The sequence below is a fragment of the Streptomyces sp. NPDC005866 genome (assembly GCF_040629895.1).
In the GTDB taxonomy this organism is placed as follows: domain Bacteria; phylum Actinomycetota; class Actinomycetes; order Streptomycetales; family Streptomycetaceae; genus Streptomyces.
Genome location: NZ_JBEXWP010000015.1, coordinates 1 through 23,341, shown reverse-complemented (window position 1 = coordinate 23,341; position 23,341 = coordinate 1). Strand labels below are relative to the sequence as shown.

Annotated in this window: 21 protein-coding genes and 3 pseudogenes; 14 read left to right on the top strand and 10 right to left on the bottom strand. The window is 69.2% G+C overall.

Going from position 1 to position 23,341, the window contains the following annotated elements:
- Window positions 1–15: 15 nt before the first annotated feature.
- A complete protein-coding gene (locus tag ABZ396_RS22420) occupies window positions 16–1,596 on the top strand; it encodes a methylmalonyl-CoA mutase family protein (RefSeq protein WP_358915815.1) in 1,581 nt (526 codons plus the stop codon).
- Between the two features lie 43 nt (window positions 1,597–1,639).
- Complete coding sequence (gene leuE / locus ABZ396_RS22415; RefSeq protein WP_358915813.1) at window positions 1,640–2,302, top strand: leucine efflux protein LeuE; 663 nt, start codon at window positions 1,640–1,642, stop codon at window positions 2,300–2,302.
- A 16-nt stretch (window positions 2,303–2,318) separates the two neighbouring features.
- Here the strand turns inward: leuE and ABZ396_RS22410 are convergent.
- Window positions 2,319–2,534: pseudogene (locus ABZ396_RS22410) on the bottom strand (pentachlorophenol monooxygenase); the annotation flags it as partial.
- Window positions 2,535–2,543: 9 nt separating this feature from the next.
- Between ABZ396_RS22410 and ABZ396_RS22405 the strand changes: the two are divergent.
- Window positions 2,544–2,639, top strand: a pseudogene (locus ABZ396_RS22405) (TetR family transcriptional regulator); the annotation flags it as partial.
- A gap of 61 nt (window positions 2,640–2,700) precedes the next feature.
- On the opposite strand, the gene ABZ396_RS22400 reads toward ABZ396_RS22405, so the two are convergent.
- On the bottom strand, window positions 2,701–3,621 hold the full coding sequence (locus ABZ396_RS22400; protein ID WP_358915811.1) for a class I SAM-dependent methyltransferase: 921 nt from the start codon (window positions 3,619–3,621) through the stop codon (window positions 2,701–2,703).
- Window positions 3,622–3,794: 173 nt separating this feature from the next.
- Window positions 3,795–4,904, bottom strand: coding sequence for an acyltransferase (locus ABZ396_RS22395; RefSeq protein WP_358915809.1), 1,110 nt, complete (start codon window positions 4,902–4,904; stop codon window positions 3,795–3,797).
- 262 nt (window positions 4,905–5,166) lie between these two features.
- Here ABZ396_RS22395 and ABZ396_RS22390 point away from each other — a divergent pair, with 262 nt between their 5' ends.
- Window positions 5,167–6,627, top strand: a complete 1,461-nt coding sequence (locus ABZ396_RS22390; RefSeq protein ID WP_358915807.1) for a glycosyltransferase family 29 protein — start codon at window positions 5,167–5,169, stop codon at window positions 6,625–6,627.
- Window positions 6,624–8,942, top strand: a complete 2,319-nt coding sequence (locus tag ABZ396_RS22385; RefSeq protein ID WP_358915805.1) for a glycosyltransferase — start codon at window positions 6,624–6,626, stop codon at window positions 8,940–8,942. Before ABZ396_RS22390 ends, ABZ396_RS22385 begins: the two co-directional genes overlap by 4 nt.
- A gap of 79 nt (window positions 8,943–9,021) precedes the next feature.
- Here the strand turns inward: ABZ396_RS22385 and ABZ396_RS22380 are convergent, their stop codons facing one another.
- A complete protein-coding gene (locus ABZ396_RS22380; RefSeq protein WP_358915803.1) occupies window positions 9,022–10,356 on the bottom strand; it encodes a polysialyltransferase family glycosyltransferase in 1,335 nt (444 codons plus the stop codon).
- Window positions 10,353–11,330 (bottom strand): glycosyltransferase family 2 protein, encoded by a 978-nt coding sequence (locus tag ABZ396_RS22375; RefSeq protein WP_358915801.1) that lies wholly within the window; start codon window positions 11,328–11,330, stop codon window positions 10,353–10,355. The genes ABZ396_RS22380 and ABZ396_RS22375 overlap by 4 nt, the downstream gene beginning before the upstream one ends.
- A 198-nt stretch (window positions 11,331–11,528) precedes the next feature.
- Here ABZ396_RS22375 and ABZ396_RS22370 point away from each other — a divergent pair, with 198 nt between their 5' ends.
- The 4 genes from ABZ396_RS22370 to ABZ396_RS22355 all read left to right on the top strand — a co-directional run bounded on the left by ABZ396_RS22370 (window position 11,529) and on the right by ABZ396_RS22355 (window position 16,329).
- A complete protein-coding gene (locus ABZ396_RS22370) occupies window positions 11,529–12,866 on the top strand; it encodes a DUF6716 putative glycosyltransferase (RefSeq protein WP_358915799.1) in 1,338 nt (445 codons plus the stop codon).
- Between the two features lie 68 nt (window positions 12,867–12,934).
- Complete coding sequence (locus ABZ396_RS22365) at window positions 12,935–14,185, top strand: N-acylneuraminate cytidylyltransferase (protein ID WP_358915797.1); 1,251 nt, start codon at window positions 12,935–12,937, stop codon at window positions 14,183–14,185.
- A 15-nt stretch (window positions 14,186–14,200) separates the two neighbouring features.
- Window positions 14,201–15,136, top strand: coding sequence for an N-acetylneuraminate synthase family protein (locus ABZ396_RS22360; protein ID WP_358915795.1), 936 nt, complete (start codon window positions 14,201–14,203; stop codon window positions 15,134–15,136).
- Between the two features lie 50 nt (window positions 15,137–15,186).
- The gene (locus tag ABZ396_RS22355; protein WP_358915793.1) at window positions 15,187–16,329 is read left to right on the top strand and encodes a hypothetical protein; all 1,143 of its coding nucleotides are present in this window, start codon (window positions 15,187–15,189) and stop codon (window positions 16,327–16,329) included.
- A gap of 12 nt (window positions 16,330–16,341) precedes the next feature.
- Here the strand turns inward: ABZ396_RS22355 and ABZ396_RS22350 are convergent, their stop codons facing one another.
- Genes ABZ396_RS22350 through ABZ396_RS22340 form a run of 3 tightly spaced genes read right to left on the bottom strand, consistent with a single transcriptional unit; the run spans window position 16,342 to window position 17,618 of the window.
- Window positions 16,342–16,548: a zinc-binding dehydrogenase gene (locus tag ABZ396_RS22350; RefSeq protein WP_358915791.1), complete on the bottom strand. Its 207-nt coding sequence runs from the start codon at window positions 16,546–16,548 to the stop codon at window positions 16,342–16,344.
- A gap of 30 nt (window positions 16,549–16,578) precedes the next feature.
- Entirely contained in the window at window positions 16,579–16,767 is a 189-nt protein-coding gene (locus ABZ396_RS22345) for a DUF397 domain-containing protein (RefSeq protein ID WP_358915789.1), read from the bottom strand.
- Window positions 16,768–16,775: 8 nt separating this feature from the next.
- Window positions 16,776–17,618, bottom strand: a complete 843-nt coding sequence (locus ABZ396_RS22340) for a helix-turn-helix transcriptional regulator (RefSeq protein ID WP_358915787.1) — start codon at window positions 17,616–17,618, stop codon at window positions 16,776–16,778.
- 189 nt (window positions 17,619–17,807) lie between these two features.
- On the opposite strand from ABZ396_RS22340, the gene ABZ396_RS22335 reads away from it, so the two are divergent.
- The 3 genes and pseudogenes from ABZ396_RS22335 to ABZ396_RS22325 all read left to right on the top strand — a co-directional run bounded on the left by ABZ396_RS22335 (window position 17,808) and on the right by ABZ396_RS22325 (window position 20,314).
- Complete coding sequence (locus ABZ396_RS22335) at window positions 17,808–18,212, top strand: ATP-binding protein (protein ID WP_358915785.1); 405 nt, start codon at window positions 17,808–17,810, stop codon at window positions 18,210–18,212.
- Window positions 18,212–19,097, top strand: a pseudogene (locus tag ABZ396_RS22330) (hypothetical protein). Before ABZ396_RS22335 ends, ABZ396_RS22330 begins: the two are co-directional and overlap by 1 nt.
- Window positions 19,098–19,225: 128 nt before the next feature.
- Window positions 19,226–20,314, top strand: coding sequence for a glutamate--cysteine ligase (locus ABZ396_RS22325; RefSeq protein WP_358915783.1), 1,089 nt, complete (start codon window positions 19,226–19,228; stop codon window positions 20,312–20,314).
- Between the two features lie 25 nt (window positions 20,315–20,339).
- Here the strand turns inward: ABZ396_RS22325 and ABZ396_RS22320 are convergent, their stop codons facing one another.
- On the bottom strand, window positions 20,340–20,780 hold the full coding sequence (locus ABZ396_RS22320) for a class I SAM-dependent methyltransferase (RefSeq protein ID WP_358915919.1): 441 nt from the start codon (window positions 20,778–20,780) through the stop codon (window positions 20,340–20,342).
- Window positions 20,781–20,785: 5 nt separating this feature from the next.
- Window positions 20,786–20,995 (bottom strand): hypothetical protein, encoded by a 210-nt coding sequence (locus ABZ396_RS22315; RefSeq protein WP_358915927.1) that lies wholly within the window; start codon window positions 20,993–20,995, stop codon window positions 20,786–20,788.
- A 259-nt stretch (window positions 20,996–21,254) separates the two neighbouring features.
- On the opposite strand from ABZ396_RS22315, the gene ABZ396_RS22310 reads away from it, so the two are divergent.
- Both ABZ396_RS22310 and ABZ396_RS22305 read left to right on the top strand, forming a co-directional pair.
- A complete protein-coding gene (locus tag ABZ396_RS22310; RefSeq protein WP_358915781.1) occupies window positions 21,255–22,472 on the top strand; it encodes a M20 family metallopeptidase in 1,218 nt (405 codons plus the stop codon).
- Between the two features lie 354 nt (window positions 22,473–22,826).
- Window positions 22,827–23,341 (top strand): BMP family ABC transporter substrate-binding protein (locus tag ABZ396_RS22305; protein WP_359185569.1); only part of this gene is annotated, 515 nt, incomplete at its 3' end.

Here is a 23,341-nt window from a genome sequence, read left to right as displayed (position 1 = left end):
CGGAGGTCGGCCACCATGGTCCGTGAGTCGGAGTCCGGACTGCCCATCGAGCCGGTCTACGGCCCCTCGGCCCTGGCGGGCTGGGACCCGGCCGGGAAACTCGGCGACCCGGGGTCGTACCCCTTCACCCGGGGCGTGTATCCGACGATGTACACCGGCCGCCCCTGGACCATGCGCCAGTACGCCGGTTTCGGCACCGCGGCCGAGTCCAACGCCCGCTACCGGCAGCTGATCGCCCACGGCACCACGGGCCTGTCCGTCGCCTTCGACCTGCCCACCCAGATGGGCCATGACTCCGACGCCCCCCTGGCGCACGGCGAGGTCGGCAAGGTGGGCGTGGCGATCGACTCCATCGACGACATGCGGGCGCTGTTCGGCGGGATCCCGCTGGACCAGGTGTCGACGTCGATGACGATCAACGCGCCCGCGGCCGTGCTGTTGCTGCTGTACCAACTCGTGGCGGAGGAACAGGGGGTGCCGTCGACCGCCCTGACCGGCACGATCCAGAACGACGTTCTCAAGGAGTACATCGCGCGGGGCACGTACATCTTCCCGCCCAAGCCCTCCCTGCGTCTGACCGCGGACATCTTCCGGTACTGCCGGGCCGAGATCCCGAAGTGGAACACCATCTCCATCTCCGGCTACCACATGGCCGAGGCCGGGGCCTCCCCCGCGCAGGAGATCGCGTTCACGCTCGCCGACGGCATCGAGTACGTGCGGACGGCGGTCGCGGCCGGCATGGACGTCGACGACTTCGCACCCCGCCTGTCCTTCTTCTTCGTGGCCCGTACGACGCTTCTCGAGGAGGTCGCCAAGTTCCGCGCGGCGCGCAGGATCTGGGCGCGGGTCATGCGGGAGGAGTTCGGCGCGCGGAACCCCAAGTCGATGATGCTGCGCTTCCACACCCAGACGGCGGGCGTCCAGCTGACGGCCCAGCAGCCGGAGGTGAACCTGGTCCGGGTGGCGGTCCAGGCGCTGGCGGCCGTCCTCGGCGGCACCCAGTCGCTGCACACCAACTCCTTCGACGAGGCGATCGCGCTGCCGACGGACAAGAGCGCGCGCCTGGCCCTGCGCACCCAGCAGGTGCTGGCGCACGAGACCGATGTGACGGCGACGGTGGATCCCTTCGCGGGTTCGTACGCCGTGGAGCGGATGACCGACGACGTGGAGGAGGCGGCCGTCGATCTGATGCGCAGGGTCGAGGACCTGGGCGGCGCGGTGGCTGGGATCGAGCACGGCTTCCAGAAGGGCGAGATCGAACGCAACGCCTACCGCATCGCGCAGGAGACGGACGCGGGGGAGCGGGTGGTGGTCGGCGTCAACCGCTTCCGGCTGGACGAGGAGGAGCCGTACGAGCCGCTCCGCGTCGACCCGGCCATCGAGGCCCGGCAGGCGGAGCGGCTCGCGCGACTGCGCGCCGACCGGGATCAGCCGGCCGTCGACTCGGCCCTGGCCGCCCTGAGGAAGGCGGCGCAGGGCGATGACAACGTCCTCTACCCGATGAGGGAGGCGCTGCGGGCGCGGGCGACGGTGGGCGAGGTGTGCAACGCGCTGCGGGAGGTGTGGGGCGTGTACGTCCCGTCGGACGCCTTCTGACCTCCGGCGGGCGTTGTCAGACCCCCGTGCGAGACTTCTTCGCATGTTCGGCGTCATCGATCTCCCCACCTACCTGGCAGGACTCGTCCTGATCGTCCTGCTGCCCGGCCCCAACTCGCTGTATGTGCTGTCCGTCGCCGCCCGCCAGGGCATACGGGCCGGTTACACGGCCGCCGCGGGCGTGTGGTGCGGCGACACCGTGCTGATGACGCTGTCGGCGGCCGGGGTGGCCTCACTGCTCCAGGCCAACGCCGTGCTGTTCGGGATCGTGAAGTACGCGGGCGCCGGGTATCTGACCTGGCTGGCGGTCGGCATGCTGCGGGCGGCCCGGTCGATGTGGCGGACCCGGCTCGAGCGCGCGGCCGTGGAGACCGGGACGGCACCGGCCGGTATCGCCGTCGCACAGGAGCGGCCGTACCGCCGCGCCCTGGTGATCAGCCTCTTCAACCCGAAGGCGATCCTGTTCTTCGTCGCCTTCTTCGTGCAGTTCGTTGATCCGGGGTACGCCTACCCGGCCCTGTCCTTCGTCGTCCTCGGCGCGTTTGCCCAGCTGGCCAGCTTCCTGTACCTGACCGCACTGATATTCAGCGGTACCAAGCTGGCCGCCGCCTTCCGCCGCCGCAAGCGCCTGGCGGTGACGGCGACCTCGGCGGCGGGGGCGCTGTTCCTGGGCTTCGCGGTGAAGCTGACGCTGGCGAGCGCGTGAGGTGCGCGCGCACCCGTTACGGCGTGCTCCAGGCCCCGGTGCGCCGGGCGTACTCCGCCAGGCCCTGAGCCGTGTCGCCCGCCCAGCCCACATAGCCGTCCGGGCGGACGAGGAACACGCCGGGGCCGTACGACTCCGGGCTCGGTAGCCGCCGTACCGGGTCCGGGAGCGTGTGGACCGGGCCCGGGGTCAGATTCACCCTCGCCCAGCGGCCAGGGTCGGCGCGACGGCCAACGCCTGCACCATCGGCTTCGTCACGGAGGAACAGGGCGTCCAGCCCCTCCCGGGCGAGCGCCGGGAGGGGTACGACATCGAGGAACGATCCGCAGGAGTCGAGGCAGGCTACCGATAGCCCCCGTGTGTGTAGCGGCCCCGTAAGGGGGGCGCCCCGGTCGGCGCTACTTCATCGCCTTCCGAAGAGCCCGCGTGAGCACAGGCGGCAGCAGATCCACGGCCACCCGCCGCACCCCGCTCCGCCTCCGCGGCGCCTGCGGCGTCAAGACCGGCGTCGCAGCCGCAGGAGTCGGCTCGGGCGCCTCCGGCGCCTCCGGGACATCCGCGTACCGCGACAACGGGAACTCCGGCGCCGGCATCCGCTTCGACTTCAGCCTTATGATCCGGTGCCCCGCCGCCTCCTGTGTGCTCAGATGGCAGTCGGTCCGCCCCCGCGCCATCTCGATCAGCTCCTCCTGCACCGGCCCGGGGTCGCCCCATGTGCCGTACAGCTTCTGGGTGCTGATGCATATCGGGTGCAGGTCTCCGTTGAGAACCGCCTCCCAGGTGGCTATGGAGACGCCGGGCGTGTGCTCGGAGCGGAAGTCGTCGAGGACCACGATCCCGTCGGGCAGGAGCAGATCGCGGGCCGCCCTTATGTCACCGCGCACATGCTCGTACAGATGCGAGGCGTCGACGTGCACGAACCGGCAGGTGCCGGGCGGGACTTCGGCGGGAACCACGGAGCTGGGGCCCTGCAGTACGCGGGGCAGCTCGTCGTGGAAGGCGAGGTAGTTCTCCTCGAAGAGGCGCCGGGTCAGTTTGCTGTACGACTTCGTCGACTCCGCCCGGTTCGCGTCGTCGGGGGCGTCGCCCTCGAAGAGGTCGCACACGGTGAAGGACTCACCGGGCTGCAGGTGCCGGCCGGTGAAGATCGCGCTCTTGCCCATGTAGACCCCGACCTCCAGGAGGTCGCCGCGCATGCTGACGGTCTCCTGACGGCTGAGGAACCAGTCGAAGAGGACCTGGTCGAGCACGGGGAACCAGCCGGGCACGTCGTCGAGACGGCGGGGCAGTCGGGTCGTTTCCTGGGTGGTGGTGGCCATGTGGAGAAGGCACTCCCTCGATACGCGATCGGCAGCCTGTGGGGACCCTGCGCGATGGCTGTGCATCTGCAGGCCTCTACGGTGCCTGCCCGCCGTACGTTTTCGAAATCAGCTGAGAGATGAACGGCTGGCCAAGACCTCTTCAAGTTAACGAAAGATGAATTCTAATCGCATCACGAGTTTTTCAAGGTCCTTTTCAATCTCGGACCGAACGGCGTCTCCACGAACCGGTGGATCAGCCAGGCGAGCCCAAGCATCCCGGCCACCGTCAGCGCCAGGGTCGGCCACGGCGGCAGCCCCACGCCCCGGTGCAGCACCCGGATCACGAACCAGCCCAGGTGCTCGTGCACCAGGTAGAAGGGGTAGGTCAGCGCCCCGGCCGTGGTCAGCCAGGGCCAGGCGGCCCACCGTGTCCAGCCCGCCGCCACCGCCGCCACGGCGGCGTAGGCCAGCGTGACGACGAGCATCGCCACGTACGGGTTCCGGGGCGAGCCGGCGTGCCACGACCCCTCGGTGGCCATCCGCATTCCGAGGATCCAGGAGAGCGCCACGATGCCCCAGGACAGCAGCTGGTTGCCGAAGCGGTGCACGAGGTAGAGGGCCAGGCCGCCGATGAAGTACGGGGCGTACTGCGGCATCACGACCAGATCGGTCCAGGGGCCGCCGGCCGAGGTGCTGAGCACGGTGGCCAGGGTCCACACCGAGCAGAACAGCACCACCCTGCGGTAGGTGACACCGGGCAGGACGACGAGCAGCGCGAACAGGGCGTAGAAGCGCACCTCCACCCAGAGTGTCCAGCAGACGCCGAGGACGCGGGGCACGCCCATCGGCTGTTGCAGCATCGTCAGGTTGACCAGGAACTCGTCGAGCCGGACCGCGTGGACGACGGCCGGCAGGACCAGGGACGCGCCGGTGACCAGTACCAGGGCGACCCAGTAGGCGGGGTAGAGGCGGGCGACGCGGGAGCGGAAGAAGTCGCCCAGGGAGCGGCCCCAACTGCTCATACAGATCACGAAGCCGCTGATGACGAAGAAGAACTGAACGCCGAGACAGCCGTACACGGCGGCCTTGGAGAGGGTCGGGAAGATCTGGGTGGGGTTCTGGTGCCAGGACGCGGAGACGACTCCGCCGCGGCCGGCGTAGTGGTAGAGGCAGACCATCAGCGCGGCAGCGAGCCGCAGTCCGTCTAGGGCCAGGAGTCGGGGGCGCGGCCGTCCGGGTGGGGCTGGGACGACGGCAATCCGCGCAGGCGAGGGCGTCTTTGTGGGGGTCGCGAGAGACATGGTTGGAGACACCTACCCGGCTCCGGGCGTTTAATCATCCGATCTGTTCGTCAGGTCACCGGGACGTGGGAAGCCCAATACCGTCACCTGGGGGAATCATAGGAAGTACGCGGTGATCATCCTAACCATTCTCTTACCCGTCGGGATTCGTTAACCATATAGTCGTTTTGACTTTCTAGTTTCTCCATCCAACCCCCAGGTGCGGATCAACCCACCACACGCAGCGGTTACACAAGCTTTGCTTGGCAAAATCAGGAGAGTTATGACGAGGGTCCAGAACAGGCGGGCACCTGCGCGCGGAGGGGAGCTGGACGACTGCCTGCACGCCTGTGCCGTGCACAGTGGCAAACTCGTCGGCAGTCTCGACCGTCGCCGCAGCGAACTCGCCGAGCAGCTGCGCAAGCTGCTGGTGGTTGTCGCCACGGAAGGGGTCACCGCTCCCGCGGCGGCCCCGGCCGGCAGCGCGACCGCCCTGCTCAAGCGGGCCGTCAAGGGCGCCGCGGCCCCCGTCGGCGGGATCAACAGCGACCTGCTCGACGCGCTGCTGGCGGTTGCCAACAAGGCCCTTGAGTGCGGTTACAACGATGAGCTGAACCTCGCTCTGGTGATCAGCGACACCGTGCTCGCCCAGCGCAAGAACTCCCGCGCCGGCTGGCGGCTGCGCGCCCGCATCCTGGAGGGTCTCGGCGAGGAGAGCGAGGCCGTCGAAGCCTACGAGCGCTACCTCGAACTCACCACGGACGACGGTTTTGGCGTCGCCAACCGGATCTCCGGCATGCGCCGCGCCGCCGAGCGCGAGCGCGACCTCCTGGACCTCCTCAAGCGCCAGGTCCCCACCGCCACGGACCACGTCCGCGAGCCCGCCACGGCCACCTGGGCCGAGGGTCTCGCCCTGCACGCCATGGGCGACTGGAAGGCCGCCGAGCCCCGCCTGGTGGGCTCCCTGCTCGCCCTCTCCGCGGACGAGGCGCCGGTGAACGACCGGCAGGAGCTGCTCAGCCAGTACCTCGACCTCCGCCTCGCCGAGGGCGGTGACGCCGGTCTCACCGAGGCCGTCGCGCTCTACGCCGAGCAGCGCCGCTTCCGGATGCGCGGCCCGGTCGGCAATCCGACGGTCGACGGCGTGCAGTGGATCACCCTCGGGGAGTTCCGCAACCAGATCGCCGGCAAGTCGGTCTGCCTGATCGCCAACTCCGGCCGGGTGGGCGCCAGTGGCATCGGCAAGGAGATCGACGACTACGACCTGGTCGTGCGCTTCAACTCGTACAAGATCGACCCGCAGCACACCGGTGAGCGCACCGACATCCACGTCAGCATCCACAAGCACGCCTTCAACTGGGAGAAGCCGGTGACCACCCGGCTGATCTTCGGCGGCCTCTCGGGCGACTGGAAGCACTCGCTGCGCAACAAGCTGGTGCCCGGTGCCCAGCAGTACCTCGGTGACGAGTCGCTGCGCTGGCCGCTGCGCAACATCGGGCACGTCGGCGCCGACGCCTGGTCCGGCATCCCAACTTCCGGGTTCAACATGCTCTGGCTGCTGGACTTCCTGGACGTCAGCCCGACCCTGGACCTGATCGGCTTCGACTTCTACGAGAGCGGCGCCTACCGCGTGCAGGAGGCCATGAAGCTGGCCATCACCTCCGTGCACGAATACACCAGCGAGAAGGATTGGGTCATGCAGCGGGCCCAGAGCGTGACCGACATGAGGATCTCCCTGCGATGACGACGACCTTCACCCCGGCGATACCGAACACCGACGCGAGCGCTCTCACCAAGAAGCGCCGGATCGCCTTCGCCTCCTACGTGGACGAGAACTACCTGCCCGGCTTCCTGGTCCTGCTGCGCAGCCTCGCCCTGTCCAACCCGGGCGTCTGTGAGGACTTCGTCGTGCTCTACGACGACCTGCGGCCGGCCTCCATCGCGAAGATCCGCGCCCTGCACCCGCGCATCGTGCTGCAGCGGGTCAACGACACGCACTACGACTCGTACGTCAAGGGCGACCAGGACAACTACCTGGTCCGCAAGGCGTACTTCATCCTCGACATCTTCCGGCTGCGCGACTACGACACGGTCATCACCTTGGACACCGACATGGTCGTCCTCGGCGGTCTCGGCGAGCTCCTGGAGCTCCGCGAGGGCCTCGCGGCCGTGCCGCAGTTCTTCTACGGGCAGCACAAGCTGAACTCCGGTCTTCTGGTGATCCAGAAGGAGTACCTGTCCGACGAGTTCTGCGCGAAGATCGACAAGATCGGCCGCAGCGGCGAGTACGAGCTGGACAAGCACGACCAGGGCATCCTGAACGCCGTCCTGGACGGCGACTTCGTCCGCCTCGACGCCAAGTACAACTTCGTCAAGCGGCGGCTTTCCGGTGACCTCCCGGTCCCGGAGGACACGAAGATCCTGCACTTCACCGGGCGGCACAAGCCCTGGCAGGGCGGTGAGTCCGGCTACTCGCAGGCCGAGGACCGCTGGCGCGAGTTCGAGATGAACGACGCCGACTTCCAAGCGGCCTACTTCGCCGCCTCGGGCGGGCTCCACCACGACCTGGTCGTCCACTTCGGCGCCCCGCACGTCAAGCGCACCGGTGACGTCGAGATCGCCCGCAAGGTGGCCGCCGCGCACATATCGGCCGGCGACTACCAGGACGCCGTCGACGTCCTCAGTAGCGTCCGTATCCCGCTGGACGATGCCTGGCCGCACGAGGCGCTCGGCCACGCCCTGATGAGCGTCTCCCGCTACGAGGAGGCCAAGACGCAGCTGCTGCTCGCCTCGGCCGCCCCCAACCGGGCCGCGACCGCGTTCGCCCGGCTCGCCCAGATGGCCTGGGTGCACGGCGACAACACCGAGGCCCTGAAGCACGCCACCGCCGGCCTCACCGTCGACCCCACCCACCGCCCCAGCCGCCTGTGGGCACAGCGCGCGGCCGCCGTCCCCTCCCAGGAGCAGGGCAGCGCCGAGGACCAGCTGGCGCATGTCGCGTTCTACATGGACCGGCAGGGCAACGCGGGCGACAAGCTGCTCCCGGAGACCGTGCGCCTCGGCTTCGGCCCGGACACCACCTCCCGGCGCTGGCACTCCGTGCACGCCCACCGCTACTTCGACCAGGCCGCCCTGGAGCGGGTCAACGCCCGCCGGGGTCTGGTCATCGGCGGCGGCGGTCTGTTCATCCCGGACACCATGCCCAACGGCAACAGCGCCTGGCAGTGGAACGTCCCGGACGAGCACCTGCGCGGCATCGACGTCCCGATCATGGTGTACGCGGTCGGCTTCAACGCCTTCGACGGCCAGTCCTACCGGGCGACCCGGTTCAACGAGAGCCTGCGGCTGCTGGTCGAGAAGTCGTCCTTCTTCGGCCTGCGCAACCACGGCTCCATCGCCAGGGTCCGCGCGATGCTCCCGCCGGAGCTCCAGGACAAGGTCGTCTTCCAGCCCTGCCCGACCACGGTCATGCGCCAGCTGGTGACCGGCTGGAGCGACCCGGCGTACCGCGAGGACACGGTGATGCTCAACGCGGCCTACGACCGCGCGGGGCTGCGCTTCGGCCACGACTACGGGCACTTCCTCGCCGAGATGGCCAAGGCCGTCCGCAAGATCGGCGAGCACACCGAGGTCAAGTGTGTCGCGCACTCGCTGGACGACGAGCGGATCGCCTTCGACCTGCGCCGCGAGCACGGCATCTCGCTGCCGGTGATACCGATGTACGACTTCTCCAACGACGAGATCCGTGAGACGTACGCCAAGACCCGCCTGGTCATCGGCATGCGCGGGCACGCCGGCATGATCCCGTTCGGTGTCGGTACGCCCATCGTCTCCCTCATCTCGCACCCGAAGATGGCGTACTTCCTCAACGACATCGAGCGGCCCGAGTGGGGTGTCTCGGTCCACGAGCGCGACCTCGGCGAGATCCTCACCGAGCGCGCGATCGACATCCTCGACAACCACAGCCGTACGGTCGCCGATGTGCACGACCGGCAGCAGCAGCTGTGGAAGGTCACCGAGGAGAACGCCGCCAAGGTCAAGCAGATCCTGGGCCGGTAACACCGAAGGGGCGGGCCCGTGGTGGGCCCGCCCCTGTTCGGAAACGCTTTTGTGAAGAGCTGTTCGGGAGGGGCCGCGCTCAGCGGCGTACCACCCGGCGCAGGTTGCGCGCCTTGCGGGCCATCCGGCGGACGGTCGCGTTGCGCGGCAGGAAGCTCAGCTGGGCCGGCAACCCGCCGGGCAGCGCGAGCGAGGTCAGGCGCTTGCGCTTGAAGTAGCGGACGGTCGTGTCGTTGAGATGCTTGGTGAGATAGCGCTCGGTCTCCTGGCGCAGCTGCGGATAGATCTTCGGCTGCATCGCGAAGCCCACCGCGCAGATCAGCTCGCCGAGTTCCTCCACGCTCAGCAGCGCGCGCTGCTCCTCGACGGCCGTGCGGTCGGTGAGCGAGGGCAACAGCGCGTCGACGACGGTGACCGGGACGCGGTTGCTGTTCTCGTACGGGGTGAGCTTGTCGAGGAGCGTGTCGGTGCCGATCCGGGCGGTCGGCAGGCCGTACAGCGTGGACGCGGTGAGCAGTGCGGTGGAGAAGCAGCCGACGACCAGCGCGGGGCGCATCTTCTGGTACAGCACCTCGGCGAGGACCGTGGTGTCCAGGACGGTGAGGTCAACCCCGAGCTTCTCGGCCTCCTGCTCCAGCGTCCGCACGTAGCGGGCCGGGGCGGAGGGGTGCGGCTTGAATACGATCTTGGTGTGGCCGAGTTCGACGGCGCCCTTCAACATCCGGACGTGCAGGTCCTCCTCCTGTTCGGGGGAGAGGATGTCGAGCGCGGAGAGGTACTGGCCGAGCAGCAGGGCCGGTTCCTCGATCTGGGGCAGCTCGTCACCGCTGGGCGCCAGTTCGGCCAGCACCTTGGTGAACGCCGAGGTCGGCACGACCTCGCCGGGGACGCCGAACTCGGTGAGCAGCAGGGGCTTGAGGCCCGGCACCAGGTCGAGGTGGAGGACCCGGTCCACGCGGGTGCCGACCAGCGGGTCGATCTTGTTGCGGGTAGGGCCGTAGCTCATCAGGCCGTCGGCGTAGACCGTGACCGGGGCGCCGGTGAACATCTGGGTGAGGCTGAGCGAGGGGTTGACCTGGATCGACTCGACGGCGAACTCCACGTCGTCGTCGCCGAGCTGCCACTCGTGACGCAGGAACCGTTCCCACAGGGGGTGGTCCTCGATGCGGGGGGCCCAGCCGCCGGGGTGGAACGGGAAGATCGTCTCGTTGTAGGAGATCACTTCGTCGAAGCGGTCGCGCAGCCGCTCGAAGCCGGGCGCCACGTCCAGGCCCGGGGTGGTCTCGGGGGTCGCGGCGTTGTTGCAGACCAGCAGGATGCGCCGGTCGGCCGGGCGGAACGCGCCGGAGTCCAGGGCGGCGGCGAGGGTGGCCGTGCCGTAGAGGGTGGACGCCTGGAAGATCTGGGTGGTCACGCGGCGGCCCCCGCGGGAGCGGGACGGCGGCGAAGCCGGCGCAGCTTGGTGGCGCGCTGGAGGTCCATGGAGTCCAGGGCCTCGTCCAGCACGTCCTGCGGCATGCGCCGCAGCGCGGCGGCACTCATGGATTTCAGCTTCTTCGCCACCGCGGGCTCGAACCTTTCGATGGATCCCAGGTGATGGGAAATGATGGCGCAGTAGGTACGGACGGCCTTCGGCAGGAGATCCCTCGCGTCCGCGTCCTGCGCGGTTTCCTCGATCACCTGGTCGAACGCGCGAATGAAATCGAGCTGACGGACATCCCCGATCTGCGTGAGTGACGAGGCTACGCCACGCCGATAGAAGACACCGATCAGGTTCACCGCCGCGAAGGACTCGGCCTCCCGGTGCAGCCGCCAGATCCACGGCCGGTCCTCGGCCGTGCGCAGCCCGTCCGTGAAGTGGACGAGCCCCTTGTCCACCAGACGGCGGTGGTAGACACCCGCCCATGCGTAGGCGTAGTCGACGGAGGTGGACCGGTCGGCGGGCAGGATCGCGTCCCGCGGGTTCATCACGGTGTTGCGGCGGCCGACCGGCACCCGGTGCACGACCCGGGCGCGCGCGGTGCACTGCACATGGTCGGCGCGGACGAAGTCGCAGCCCAGCGACTCGATTGCGTTCACGAGGTTCGGGTAGTAGCCCGGCGCGAGCCAGTCGTCGCCGTCCAGGAAGGTGACGTACTCGCCGCGCGCTTTGTCGATACCGGTGTTGCGCGCGGTGGCCAGCCCTCCGTTCAGCTCGTGTCTGACATGGACCGCGCCTGGTAGCTCGCGCTCGGCTCGCGCGAGAATCTCTGGCGTCCCGTCGGTCGAGCAGTCGTCGACGAGAATGAATTCGAAGTCCTCACGCGCGTTCGCACGCAGGCTCCTGAGGGTGTCGGGCGCGTATTGCTGCACGTTGTAGAACGGCACGATGACGGAGAGCTTGACCACGTGGTGGACGTTAGGGGGGCGCCCGTCATTCGTCTTGACCGCCGCCTTGACACCAGGTGAACGACGTGTGGCGAAGCCATGAACCAAGACTCTTTGAGACCTTATCCCGGGCTGATTCGCCATTCGGCGATGTGCTGTTAACCGTTTGTTGGACTTGGGTTGGTCAGATACACGGAATGGCTTCCTAGCGTCTTCGGTGTGCCAGTAAGTGCAACGAAGTCCCTGCGGGTGGCCGTCCTGGCGGATTCCGATACTCGGTGGAAGTGGGGGGCGCTCACCGCGAAGCGCCTGATTCCCAACGAAAGCGACAATTCGGACGTCCGGCTCGATGGTTACCTTCTGCGGGGGCGTGCCACCCCCACCGCCCGCCAGCTCCAGGAAGTCGGCGTCCACGCGGACTCGCTCCGCGAAGTGACGGCCGTCGAGTTCCTGCGTGCCATGGAGGCCGGACCCGAGGACGCGGAGTCGTACGACATCCTCGTCCTCTCCCTCGTCGGCGGCGGGGTGCAGGCGATGCTGCACGGGCTGCGCAGCGCCTGGGCCGGCCGCGAGAAGCGGCCCGTCGTCGTCACCGGCTATGTCGGCGTCGTATACGAGAAGCTCGCCGACGGACTGCTGCTGCGGCACGGCGCGGACCTGGTCCTCGCCAACTCCCGACAGGACGCAGACCGCTTCCGGGCCGTGTACGACGGGGTCGGCGCCGACTCCTCCGCGGTGACCGAGGTCGCGCTGCCGTTCCTCGGCGGGGCGCCATACGAGGGTGAACACGAGCCGTACACCGTGGTGTTCGCCGCCCAGCCGTCCGTGCCGGAGAGCCGCAAGGACCGTACGTACCTGCTCAACCGTCTCATCCAGCACGCCCGTCAGCACCCCGAGCGGGAGGTGCTGCTCAAGCTGCGCTCCAAGCCCGGCGAGCACACCACCCACATCGAGGAACTGCCGTACCAGAAGCTGGTCCAGGGCAAGGACGTGCCCGCCAACTTCCGGCTGGTGTACGGACACATGGGCGAGGTACTCGACCGCACGGACCTCCTCGTCACCGTCAGCTCCACGGCCGCTCTGGAAGCCCTGCACCGCCGGATCCCCACCGTGGTCCTCACCGACCTCGGCGTCCGCGAGATGCTCGGCAACCACCACTTCGTCGGCTCCGGCTGCCTCGCCTCCTGGGACCAGCTCGACGCCGGACACCGCCCGGTGCCCGACGCCGAGTGGGTCTCCCGGCAGGGCGTCGCCGCGGACGGCACGTACGGCACCGCGTTCGACGCGGGACGTGAGCGGATCGCGAAGCTGCTCCGCCGGCCCGGCGGTCTGCCGCCCCTGAACCCGTACTACACACCCGAGACCGCGCCCGGTTACCTGCCCGGCATCCTGGCCCGCCACCACCTCGGCCCCGACGGCGTGCCGCTGCCCGGCGCGCCCGCCGCCGACAAGGCCCCGGGCCCCGTGCGCCAGATCGTGCGCCGGGCCGCACGCGGTGCCTACCGCCACGGCGTCCAGCGGGTGGCCCCCGTGATCCGACGAATGGGAGAGCTGTGAGCGACCGGATCCCGCACCAGGCGCAGTCAGAGCCGTCAGCGCCCGTGTCTTCTGAAGGAACAGAGCCGATGCCCCACCGCGAAGCGGTCGTCGTCCCCCGTGTGCTCGCCGTGATCCCCGCGCGCGGCGGTTCCAAGGGCGTGCCCGCGAAGAACCTCCTCCCGGTCGGCGGCGTCCCGCTGGTCGCCCGCGCCGTCCGCGAGTGCCGCGCCTCCCGCCTGGTGACCGACGTCGTCGTCTCGACGGACGACCAGGCGATCGCTGCGGCCGCCCGGTCCGCCGGCGCCGAGGTCGTGCTGCGCCCGGCCGCCATCGCCGGTGACACCGCCACCTCCGAGGCCGCCGTCCTGCACGCCATGGACGCCCACGAGGCGCTGCACGGCGCCCCGGTCGACGTCGTGCTGCTCGTGCAGTGCACCAGCCCGTTCATCATCCGCGAGGACCTCGACGGGGTGGCCGGCGCGGTCGTCGAGAACGGCGCCGACACGGCCCTCACCGTGGCCCCCTTCCACGGCTTCGTCTGGCGCGACGAGGTCGACGCCCCCGTGCCGGTGGGCGCCGACGCGGCCTCGGCGAGCGGCGGCTTCGGCGTCAACCACGACAAGTCCTTCCGCCCCCGCCGCCAGGACCGCCCCCAGGACTTCCTGGAGACAGGCGCCGCCTACGCGATGCGCGCGGACGGCTTCCGCGAGCACCAGCACCGCTTCTTCGGCCACACCGAGCTGGTGCGCACCGACCCGGCCCGTGTGCTGGAGATCGACGACCCGCACGACCTGGCCCGCGCCCGCGCGCTGGCCACCCTCTTCGACGCGGACCGCCCCGGTTCGCTGCCGACCGCCGACGACATCGACGCGGTCGTACTGGACTTCGACGGCACCCAGACCGACGACCGGGTGCTGATCGACACCGATGGAAAGGAGTTCGTCTCCGTGCACCGCGGCGACGGACTCGGCATCGCGGCCCTGCGCAAGAGCGGGCTCAAGATGCTGATCCTCTCCACGGAGCAGAACCCGGTCGTCGCCGCACGGGCCCGGAAACTCCAGATCCCGGTCCTGCACGGCGTCGACCGCAAGGACCTCGCCCTCAAACAGTGGTGCGAGGAGCAGGGCATCGCTCCCGAGCGCGTGCTCTACGTCGGAAACGACGTCAATGACCTCCCGTGCTTCGCCCTCGTCGGCTGGCCCGTGGCGGTCGCGAGCGCCCACGACGTCGTACGCGGCGCCGCACGCGCGGTCACCACCGTCCCCGGTGGCGACGGCGCGATCCGAGAGATCGCCAGCTGGATCCTCGGCCCCTCTCTCGATTCCCTCCCGAAGTAAGGACACCCCACAGTCATGAGCAACTCCCGTCAGCGTGCGTTCGGTTCCCGTGAGGTCGGCCCGGGCAAGCCCGTCTACATCTGCGGCGAGATCGGCATCAACCACAACGGTGAGCTGGAGAACGCCTTCAAGCTGATCGACGTGGCCGCCGAGGCCGGCTGCGACGCCGTCAAGTTCCAGAAGCGCACCCCGGAGATCTGCACCCCGCGCGACCAGTGGGACATCGAGCGTGACACCCCCTGGGGCCGTATGACCTACATCGACTACCGCCACCGGGTGGAGTTCGGCGAGGACGACTACCGCCAGATCGACGAGTACTGCAAGAGCAAGAACATCGCCTGGTTCGCCTCCCCGTGGGACACCGAGGCCGTCGCGTTCCTGGAGAAGTTCGACGTCCCGGCGCACAAGGTCGCCTCCGCGTCCCTCACGGACGACGAGCTCCTGAAGGCGCTGCGCGCCACCGGCCGCGCGATCATCCTCTCCACCGGTATGTCCACCCCGAAGCAGATCCGCCACGCGGTCGAGGTCCTCGGCTCGGACAACATCCTGCTCTGCCACGCCACCTCCACCTACCCGGCGAAGGCCGAGGAGCTCAACCTCCGCGTGATCAACACGCTGGAGAAGGAGTTCCCGAACGTCCCGATCGGCTACTCCGGCCACGAGACGGGCCTGCAGACCACCCTCGCCGCGGTCGCGCTCGGGGCGACCTTCGTCGAGCGTCACATCACCCTGGACCGCGCGATGTGGGGCTCCGACCAGGCTGCCTCCGTCGAGCCGCAGGGCCTGCAGCGCCTGGTCCGCGACATCCGCACCATCGAGGCCTCCCTGGGCGACGGCGTCAAGAAGGTCTACGACTCCGAGCTCGGCCCGATGAAGAAGCTGCGCCGTGTCGCCGGTGTCGTCGCCGAGGCGGAGATCGCCGCGGCCGCCGGCGAGCCGGTCCAGGTCTGACACCTCTGAAGTTACGTCTGTTGTCACGACGACGGGACGGTCGTACGTCGATGAGCCCCCGCGCCGGGAACACCGGCCCCCACACACTCGCGTTCGTCGAGAGTCCGGTGCAGCTGCTGAACGTGCTGGAGTGGGCACATGTCCACGCCCTGCGCGGTGCGGTGGAGCCGGTGCCGACGGTGCCCTCGCAGGGCCGCCGCGCATCGGCCGCCATATCGGCGGCACCCGGCGTGGAACTCACGATCGTCGTCCTGTCCCCGACGGACCCCATGACCCGGGGCCAGCTTCGCCGTATGGCGGATCTGGCCCGTGACGAGGGTTACCGGGTCCGCTGGGAGGAAGCACGGGGCGGCACCACCGCCCCCTTCCAGACGATCGGCGGCCTGGCGGGTTCCCTCCGCCGGGCCGACCGGATCGTCATGGGAGACCCGTTCTCCCGCTACGTACAACTTCTGCTGACGATCACCCGCGCCCGTGAGCTGGTCGTCGTCGACGACGGCACGGCGACGATGGAGTTCGTGGCCCAGCTGGCGCGCGGCGAACGCCTGGTCCGCTGGCACCGCAAGGGCGGCCGCCCGGGCGTTCGCGATCTGCTCTTCGCCCCGGTCTCCTCCTCCGCCCGCCGCCGCCTCACCCCCAGTGACCGCCGCCGCGTGGAGGTCTTCTCCTCCATGCCGGTGACGGAGACACCGGCGGGAGTCAAGGTCACCGCGAACGACTTCGGCTGGACCCGGGCCCGCTTCGGCCCGCCGCGCATCACCAAGGGCGCGGACATGGTCGGCACGTCCCTGGTGGAGACCGGTGTGGTGGACGGCGATCGCTATCTGGAAGCGGTGCAGCAGCTGGCGAAGACGCATGGCGCCACCCGCTACTTCGCGCACCGCAGGGAGAGCACGGAGAAACTCCGCCGCCTCGCGGCCGAGACGGGACTTGAGATAGTCCGCCCGGACCTCCCGCTGGAGCTGATCGCCCGCCGCGGCCCGATCGGCCGTACGATCCTGAGCTTCCCCTCAACCGTCGTCCACACCCTGCCTCTTGCTCTGGTCGGCACGGGAGTCCGCGTGGCGGTCTGCGACATCGACCCGGCCTGGCTGACGGAGAGCGCGTCACCTCGGGCGCAGGGGTTCCTGTCGGGCGTCACGGGCACGGCGAAGGACGTGCACCGACTGGCGGCGGTCACCAGCCTGGCGTAGGCAGCGGTTCGCTCATGGCACGGTGATCACGGCCTTCCCGCGAACGTGGCCCTGCTCCACATGGCGCACGCCCGCGCCGGTGTCGGCCGGCGGGTATGTCCGGTCGACCACCGGGGTGAGCCGGCCGGCCTCGACGAGCGCGGCCCGCCGGTCACCAGGACCACAGTTCCCTCGAATCGGTTCATGGCGACGAGCATCACGCTGTCCACGGCTGAACACTGGCGTGAACCGGACCTCGCGGTCGATGAACTACTGGGGGTGCTGCGTCGTTTTAAGGACCTGGAGGAAGGGCGCGAAGGCTCCGACGGGGAAGCTGAGGACGGCTCTGGCGGGGGCTTTTGAGTCGCGGACGGATATGTGTGTGGGAGAGTTCGCTATCTCTACGCAGGAGTCGCCGTCGCCGGGGCCGGAGTATGACGACTTCCGCCAGGTGTCCATCGGGTGCCTCATAGCTCTTTCGACAGTTTGTGAATGAAGTCGCGCGAGTGCTCGGGGTCGAGCGATGCGGACTCCACCTTATGAAAGAGTGTTCGAAAGGTGCTCAGTTGTGCCTCGGAGTCGATGAAGGCCGCTCCCTGCGGGCCGTCGCGTACGACCGTGTCCAGCTTCGGTACAGCGCCTCCCACGTACGTCATGGCGCTCGCGGCGCTGGTGAACCCTTCCAGGTGGAAGGGGATGACACGGACGGTGACGTGTCCCGCGTCAGACGCCTCCAGGACGTGGGTGAGCTGAGTCCGTGAGGTGCTGCGGTCGCCGACCATGATGCGCAGCGCCGCCTCGTGGATGACTGCCTCGTAGGGGGTCTCGGCGGCGGCCGCCGCACGTCGCATCCGATGGCGAACGCGCAACTCGACTTCGTCTGCGGGGAGTTCCGGAACCCGGTCGGAGAAGACGGCGCGAGCGTAGCTCTCCGTCTGAAGGGGCCCGGGGACGAACAGGAACTGGACCTCCTGCAGGAAGGCCGCGTGGTACTCGAGCTCGGCGAGATCGAGGAACGGCGTCGGCAGTAGCTCCCGGTACTCCTCCCACCAGCCTTTGGTCCGGGCGGTCGCCATGGCCGCCAAGGCGTCGATCAACTCTTGGTCTGTGCACGAGTAGTTCGCGGCGAGACGGCGCAGCCGCTTCTCGCTCAGGCCCGCGATTCCTGACTCGATCTGGCTGATGACCGGAGCGGTGACTCCGAGCAGGGCTGCTGCCTCCCGCGCTGTGAGGCCGGCCGCGTCGCGGAGCCTGCGCAACTCGACCGCCAGTCGCAACTGACGCGCTGTCGGCTCGCTCCTCAGTGCCATCGGCTGCCCTCCCAAAGCGCCTGAGCGCGTGGCTCGTTCGGCGTCACTTTACGGGACCGGCTTGCGAAGCATAAACAATTAGCCCTACCGTCGGTGACGTTACGCACACGCTGCGGAAGTGCACCGCATCGTCATGCGGCGATGCCACCGTGCGTGAAATCTCCTTCACCTGACCGGAGTTGATGACGCATGCCCGAAACCTGGGACTACACGCTGTCCATCCCCAACGACCTCAGAGCGGTGACGATCTGCCGCCGCACCCTGCGCCTGATCCTGACGATGCACGGCCTGATCGGGCTCGCGGACACGGCGGAGCCGCTGGCGGCGGAGCTGGTGTCCAATGCCGTACGGCATACGAAGGGGCCGGCGGCGCTGAGGGTGCGGCGTTCGGCGGAGGGCGTCGTGTGGATCGGGGCGTGGGATGCGGATCCCGTGCCTCCGGAGCCGCCGGGGTCGTTGGAGGCGGTGACGGATCTTGAAGCGGGGCGGGGGTTGGGGCTGGTGGTGGCGTGTGCCGACTGCTGGGGCTGGCAGCCGTCCGCCCGGTTCGGGGACCGGGGCAAGTACGTGTGGTGCGAGTTGGGGGTGGCGTGATGGTGGGGTCGTCGCATGAGGCGTTGCATCGGATCTTCCAGAAGGACCCGGGGTTGCTGACGCATGCGTTACAGCGGGTGCTGGGTGTGCCGTTTCCCGAGCCGCGGGAGATCGCGGCGATGAACGTGGATCTGACGGAGATCGAGCCGGTCGAGCGTCGGGTGGACACGTTGCTGCGGGCGGAGACGGACGAGGGGACGTATCTCCTGGTTGTGGAGTCGCAGGGAAAGGTGGACGACCGGAAACGAGGCAGCTGGCCGTACTACCTGTCGTATCTGTATGAGAAGTATCGATGCGAGCCGGTGCTGATCGTGATCACGCAGAGCAGTGCGACCGCGCGGTGGGCGGCGCGGCCGATCCAGCTGGGCTTGCGGGGGTGGGAGTCGCTGACGGTGCGTCCGCTGGTGTTGGGGCCGGACAACGTGCCGGTGATCGCGGATGTGCGGGAGGCAGAGGACGACGTACCCCTTGCGGTGCTTTCGGCCATGACACATGGGCGGGGTAGGCAGGCCCCGGCCATACTGCAGTTCGCTGGCAGCCGCCTTGAAGACCGTTGACCGTGACAGTGCCGCGGTCTTCGCGCAGTTCGTCGATTCGTGCCTGGTTGAACCTCAGGCGAAGCAGATGTGGAGGGACCTGATGACGGCGATCCAGTACTTCTGGCGGCACCCGCTGGCGGAGCAGGTGCGCGAGGAAGGCCGGGAACAAGGGCGGGCCGAGGCCAAGGCCGAGATGCTCCTCCGGATCCTGGAGTGGCGCGGCATCCCGGTGGCTGACGCCGTGCGCGAGCGGGTGAACGCCTGCACCGAGCTGGACCAGCTTGAGATCTGGGCCCAGCGTGCCATGCACGTCACGGACGCTGCGGAGCTGTTCGGCGAGGAGTGAGGGGCGGGGCCGCCCGCTCCTGGACAACCGTCGCGGCGGCGGGGAGGTGTTCCCTCGGCCCGGCTGGGAAGTCGGGTGATGCAGAGCCTGCCGCGTTCGGCGGTGGCACGGATGGAGGGCGGGTTCGCGTGCGTACCGTCGGAGTGGAGGAGGAGCTTCTGCTCGTCGACCCGGATTCGGGTGAGCCAAAGGCGTCGGCAGCCGCGGTGCTGGCCCGGGCCGCCTTGATCGATCCGGGGCAGGACGTGTTCGAGAAGGAGCTCTACGGGCAGATGCTGGAGTTCGCCACTCATCCGCAGTCGGATATGGCGGACCTGGGCGAGGAGATCGTGCGGTGCCGGAAGGAGGCCGCCCAGCTTGCCGGGGAGCTCGGGTGTGCCGTGGCCGCGCTCGCCAGCTCGCCGCTGCCGGTGAGCCCCTCCGTCAGTGTGAACCGGCGCTACCAGTGGATGGCCGAGCAGTACGGGATCGCCACCCGTGAGCAGCTGGTCTGCGGCTGCCATGTGCATGTTGCCGTGGAGTCCGACGACGAGGGAGTGGCTGTTCTGGACCGGGTGCGGCCCTGGCTGCCCGCGCTCCTCGCGATCAGCGCCAACTCCCCCTTCTGGCAGGGCAGCGACTCCGGCTATGCCAGTTACCGCCGTCAGGTGTGGTCGCGCTGGCCGTCCGCGGGCCCGGTGGAGCCGTTCCGGTCCGCCGAGCGGTACCACCGGCTGGTCGCGGACATGGTGGCCACCGGCGTCATCCTGGACGAGGGGATGGTCTACTTCGACGCGCGGCTCGCCCGGCGCTATCCCACCGTGGAGATCCGGGTCGCCGATGTGTGCCTGCGCGCCGAGACCGCCGTCCTCGTGGCCACGCTCGCCCGTGCGCTGGTGGAGACCGCCGGGAGGGAGTGGCGGGCCGGACAGGAACCTGTCGACCACGGGGTGGGGCTGGTGCGGCTGGCCGACTGGCGCGCCGCCCGCTCCGGGCTCGGCGGGGAACTACTCGACCCCGTCACCCTGCGGCCCCGGCCGGCGGAAGCGGTACTGGACGCCCTGCTGGCGCACACCCGGGACGCCCTCGTGGACACCGGCGACCTGACGGCTGTGGAAGAGGCCGTGCAGCGGTTGCTGCGGGACGGCAACGGCGCCGACGAGCAGCGGCGGCTGATGGAGGACACCGGAAGCCTGCGGGACGTCGTCACCGAGTGTGTGCGCCGCACTCAGGTCTGATGTCCCGGGCCGCGGCGGCTCCCGGTCAGCGCGGTTTGCGGGCCAGTACGAACGCCCGGGGCCATTTCTCCTCGCCCAGGGGCTCACGGATCAGGGTGGCCGCCACCTCAAGGCCCGCCTTGGCGAGCATGTCGCCCACCGCGTGCGCCGGGCGCCAGTAGTAGCGGAGGTCGATCTCGTGGCCGAAGCGTTCGGTGAGATGGAGGCCGGGTTGTTCGCCCTTCTGGAAGGCCACCAGGACATGGCCGCCGGGGACCAGGACGCGGTGGAAGCCGGCGAAGGTCGCCGGGAGGTGCTCGTCGGGGATGTGGATGATCGAGTAGAGCGCGAGGAGGCCGCCCAGGGTCTCGTCGGGCAGCTCCAGGGACGTCATCGAGCCCCGGTGGAAGCGCAGGGCCGAGTGGGTCTCGCGGGCCAGGGTCACCATGGCGGGGGAGAGGTCGATACCGAAGGCCGGGACGCCCAGGTCGTTCAGGTGCGCGGTGATGTGGCCGGGGCCGCTGCCCAGGTCGCCACGGGGGCGGTGCCGTTCGCCTTCACCAGCTCGGCGAAGGCGGCGATCAGGGACATGTCCACCGGTTGGTCGGGGAGGCCGGGGTAGGCGGCGGAGTAGTCCTTGGCGATCGCGTCGTAGGACGTACGGGTGGTCTCTATGAAGTCGGTCGTCTCCGAGTCCGTCACGGTCGCGCACGCTACCGGGCGGGCGTGCCGGGCGCGGCCAAGTCGCCGTTGCGGCCCGGTTCCGATTCGGTAGATGGACAGGAACGGCGTGATTGCCGTACGGCGTGGTATGCGTGGAAGAGAAACATAGGTTTTACCCAGCCACGTCCGAGGTCATGCCTCCGAGGTCAGGTTTTCTTCCCCTAACGGGCTGAACTTTTGTTGATCTCGGGGCAGTTGACCCACCGGGCGTCCTACCCTTCAGAGGGTGAACCAATTGATGTCCCTAGAGTCCGAGGCCGACCTCCCAGGGGATGTGCTCCCCGGCGTGCTCAGCGAGGAGCTGCACGCCGAACTCGTAGCCTTCCGGCGCGACCTGCACATGCACCCGGAGCTCGGCAACCAGGAGTTCCGCACCACGGCCGCGATCAAGGAACGGCTGGAGAAGGCCGGCCTCCGGCCGCGCGTCCTCCCCATGGGAACCGGGCTCATCTGTGACATCGGGCCCGACGCCGACGGGCTGCCCGTGCTCGCCCTGCGCGCCGACATCGACGCCCTGCCCATCCCGGACATGAAGACCGAGTGCCCCTATCGGTCCACCGTGCCGGACCGGGCCCACGCGTGCGGGCACGACGTGCACACGGCCGTGGTGCTGGGCGCGGGGCTGGTCCTGGCCGAACTGCACGAGCGGGGGCTGCTGCCCCGGCCCGTACGGCTGCTCTTCCAGCCCGCCGAGGAGGTGCTGCCCGGCGGTGCCGCCGACGCCATCGAGGGCGGGGCGCTGGACGGGGTGGGGCGGATCATCGCCGTGCACTGCGATCCGAGGGTGGACGTGGGCAGGGTCGGCCTCAGGATCGGGGCCATCACCAGCGCCTGCGACCGTGTCGAGGTGGCGCTGGACGGGCCCGGCGGGCACACCGCCCGGCCGCATCTGACCACCGACATGGTCACGGCCGCCGCCCGGGTCGCCGTCGACGTGCCCGCGCTCATCGGGCGGCGCGTGGACACTCGCAGCGGGCTCGCCGTGACCTGGGGGCGGATCGAGTCCGGGCACGCGCCCAACGTCATCCCGCAGCACGCCGAGCTCTCCGGGACCGTGCGGTGCCTGGACCTGGAGGCCTGGCGGCAGGCTCCGGACGTCGTGCACGCGGCGATCGACGAAGTCGCGACCCTGCACCGGGCCAAGTCCGAGATCAACTACCTGCGCGGGGTGCCGCCGGTCGTCAACGACCCGGTGATCACCGAACTGCTGCGGGACGCGATGACCGCCCGGCGCGGGACCGACTCCATCGAGGGGACCGAGCAGAGCCTCGGCGGTGAGGACTTCTCCTGGTACCTGGAGCGTGTGCCGGGCGCGCTGGCGCGGCTCGGGGTGCGTACGCCGGGCGAGCGGACCGTGCGGGACCTGCACCAGGGTGACTTCGACGCCGACGAGCGGGCCATCACGGTCGGGGTGGAGCTGTTCACGGCCGCCGCGCTCCTCGACGCGACCCGGTAGTCCTATCAAGACCGGTTAGTCGTATCAAAGGGATTCGTATTAAACGGCGGCAGAAGCGGTCAGGCGGCCGGAGGGGGGCGAAGAGTGTCCGATCGGTACTCGTTCGCCCCCTTGTGTCACCCCGCCGTAATCGGCAGGCTCCGCTTGTAACCCGGGGTCGGCACGGTTCGATAACGGCCAGGAGAAACCCCGTTCCCCTCCCCTTCTACGCGCGTTACTGTGCGCCGCAATCGCCACCAAAGGTGGCCGATTGGGGAAGCGGGCCGGTGACGGTGCCGTGGGGACGAAGGGGTGCTTGCTGTGCGTTTTGTCTCTAGGGGAATCTCTCGCAGGTCGAGGGTCTCCCAAGCCGCGGTGACCGTCGCCGTCATCGCCCTCGCCGCCGCCGGGTGCGGTAAGTCCAGCCAGGACGGTGGTGGCACCGCCACGAGCTCGTCCGGCAAGTACAACGGCAAGGGCATAGGCCTTGCCTACGACATCGGCGGTAAGGGTGACCAGTCCTTCAACGACGCCGCGTTCGCCGGTTTCCAGAAGGCCGAGGCGGAGTTCAAGATCGGCGGGCGGGACGTCGAGCCGAGCGACAACGAGACGGACGCCGACAAGGCGCAGCGGCTCGAGCAGCTCGCCAAGGCGGGTTACAACCCGATCATCGGTGTCGGCTATGTGTACGCGCCGGCGGTCAAGGAGGTCGCGGCCAAGTATCCGAAGATCACCTTCGGCATCATCGACGACAACAATGACATGGCGAAGAACGTCGCCGACATGGTGTTCCACGAGGAGCAGGCCTCGTATCTGGCCGGTGTCGCCGCCGCCACGGCCACGAAGAAGGATCACGTCGGTTTCATCGGCGGTGTGGACATCCCGCTGAT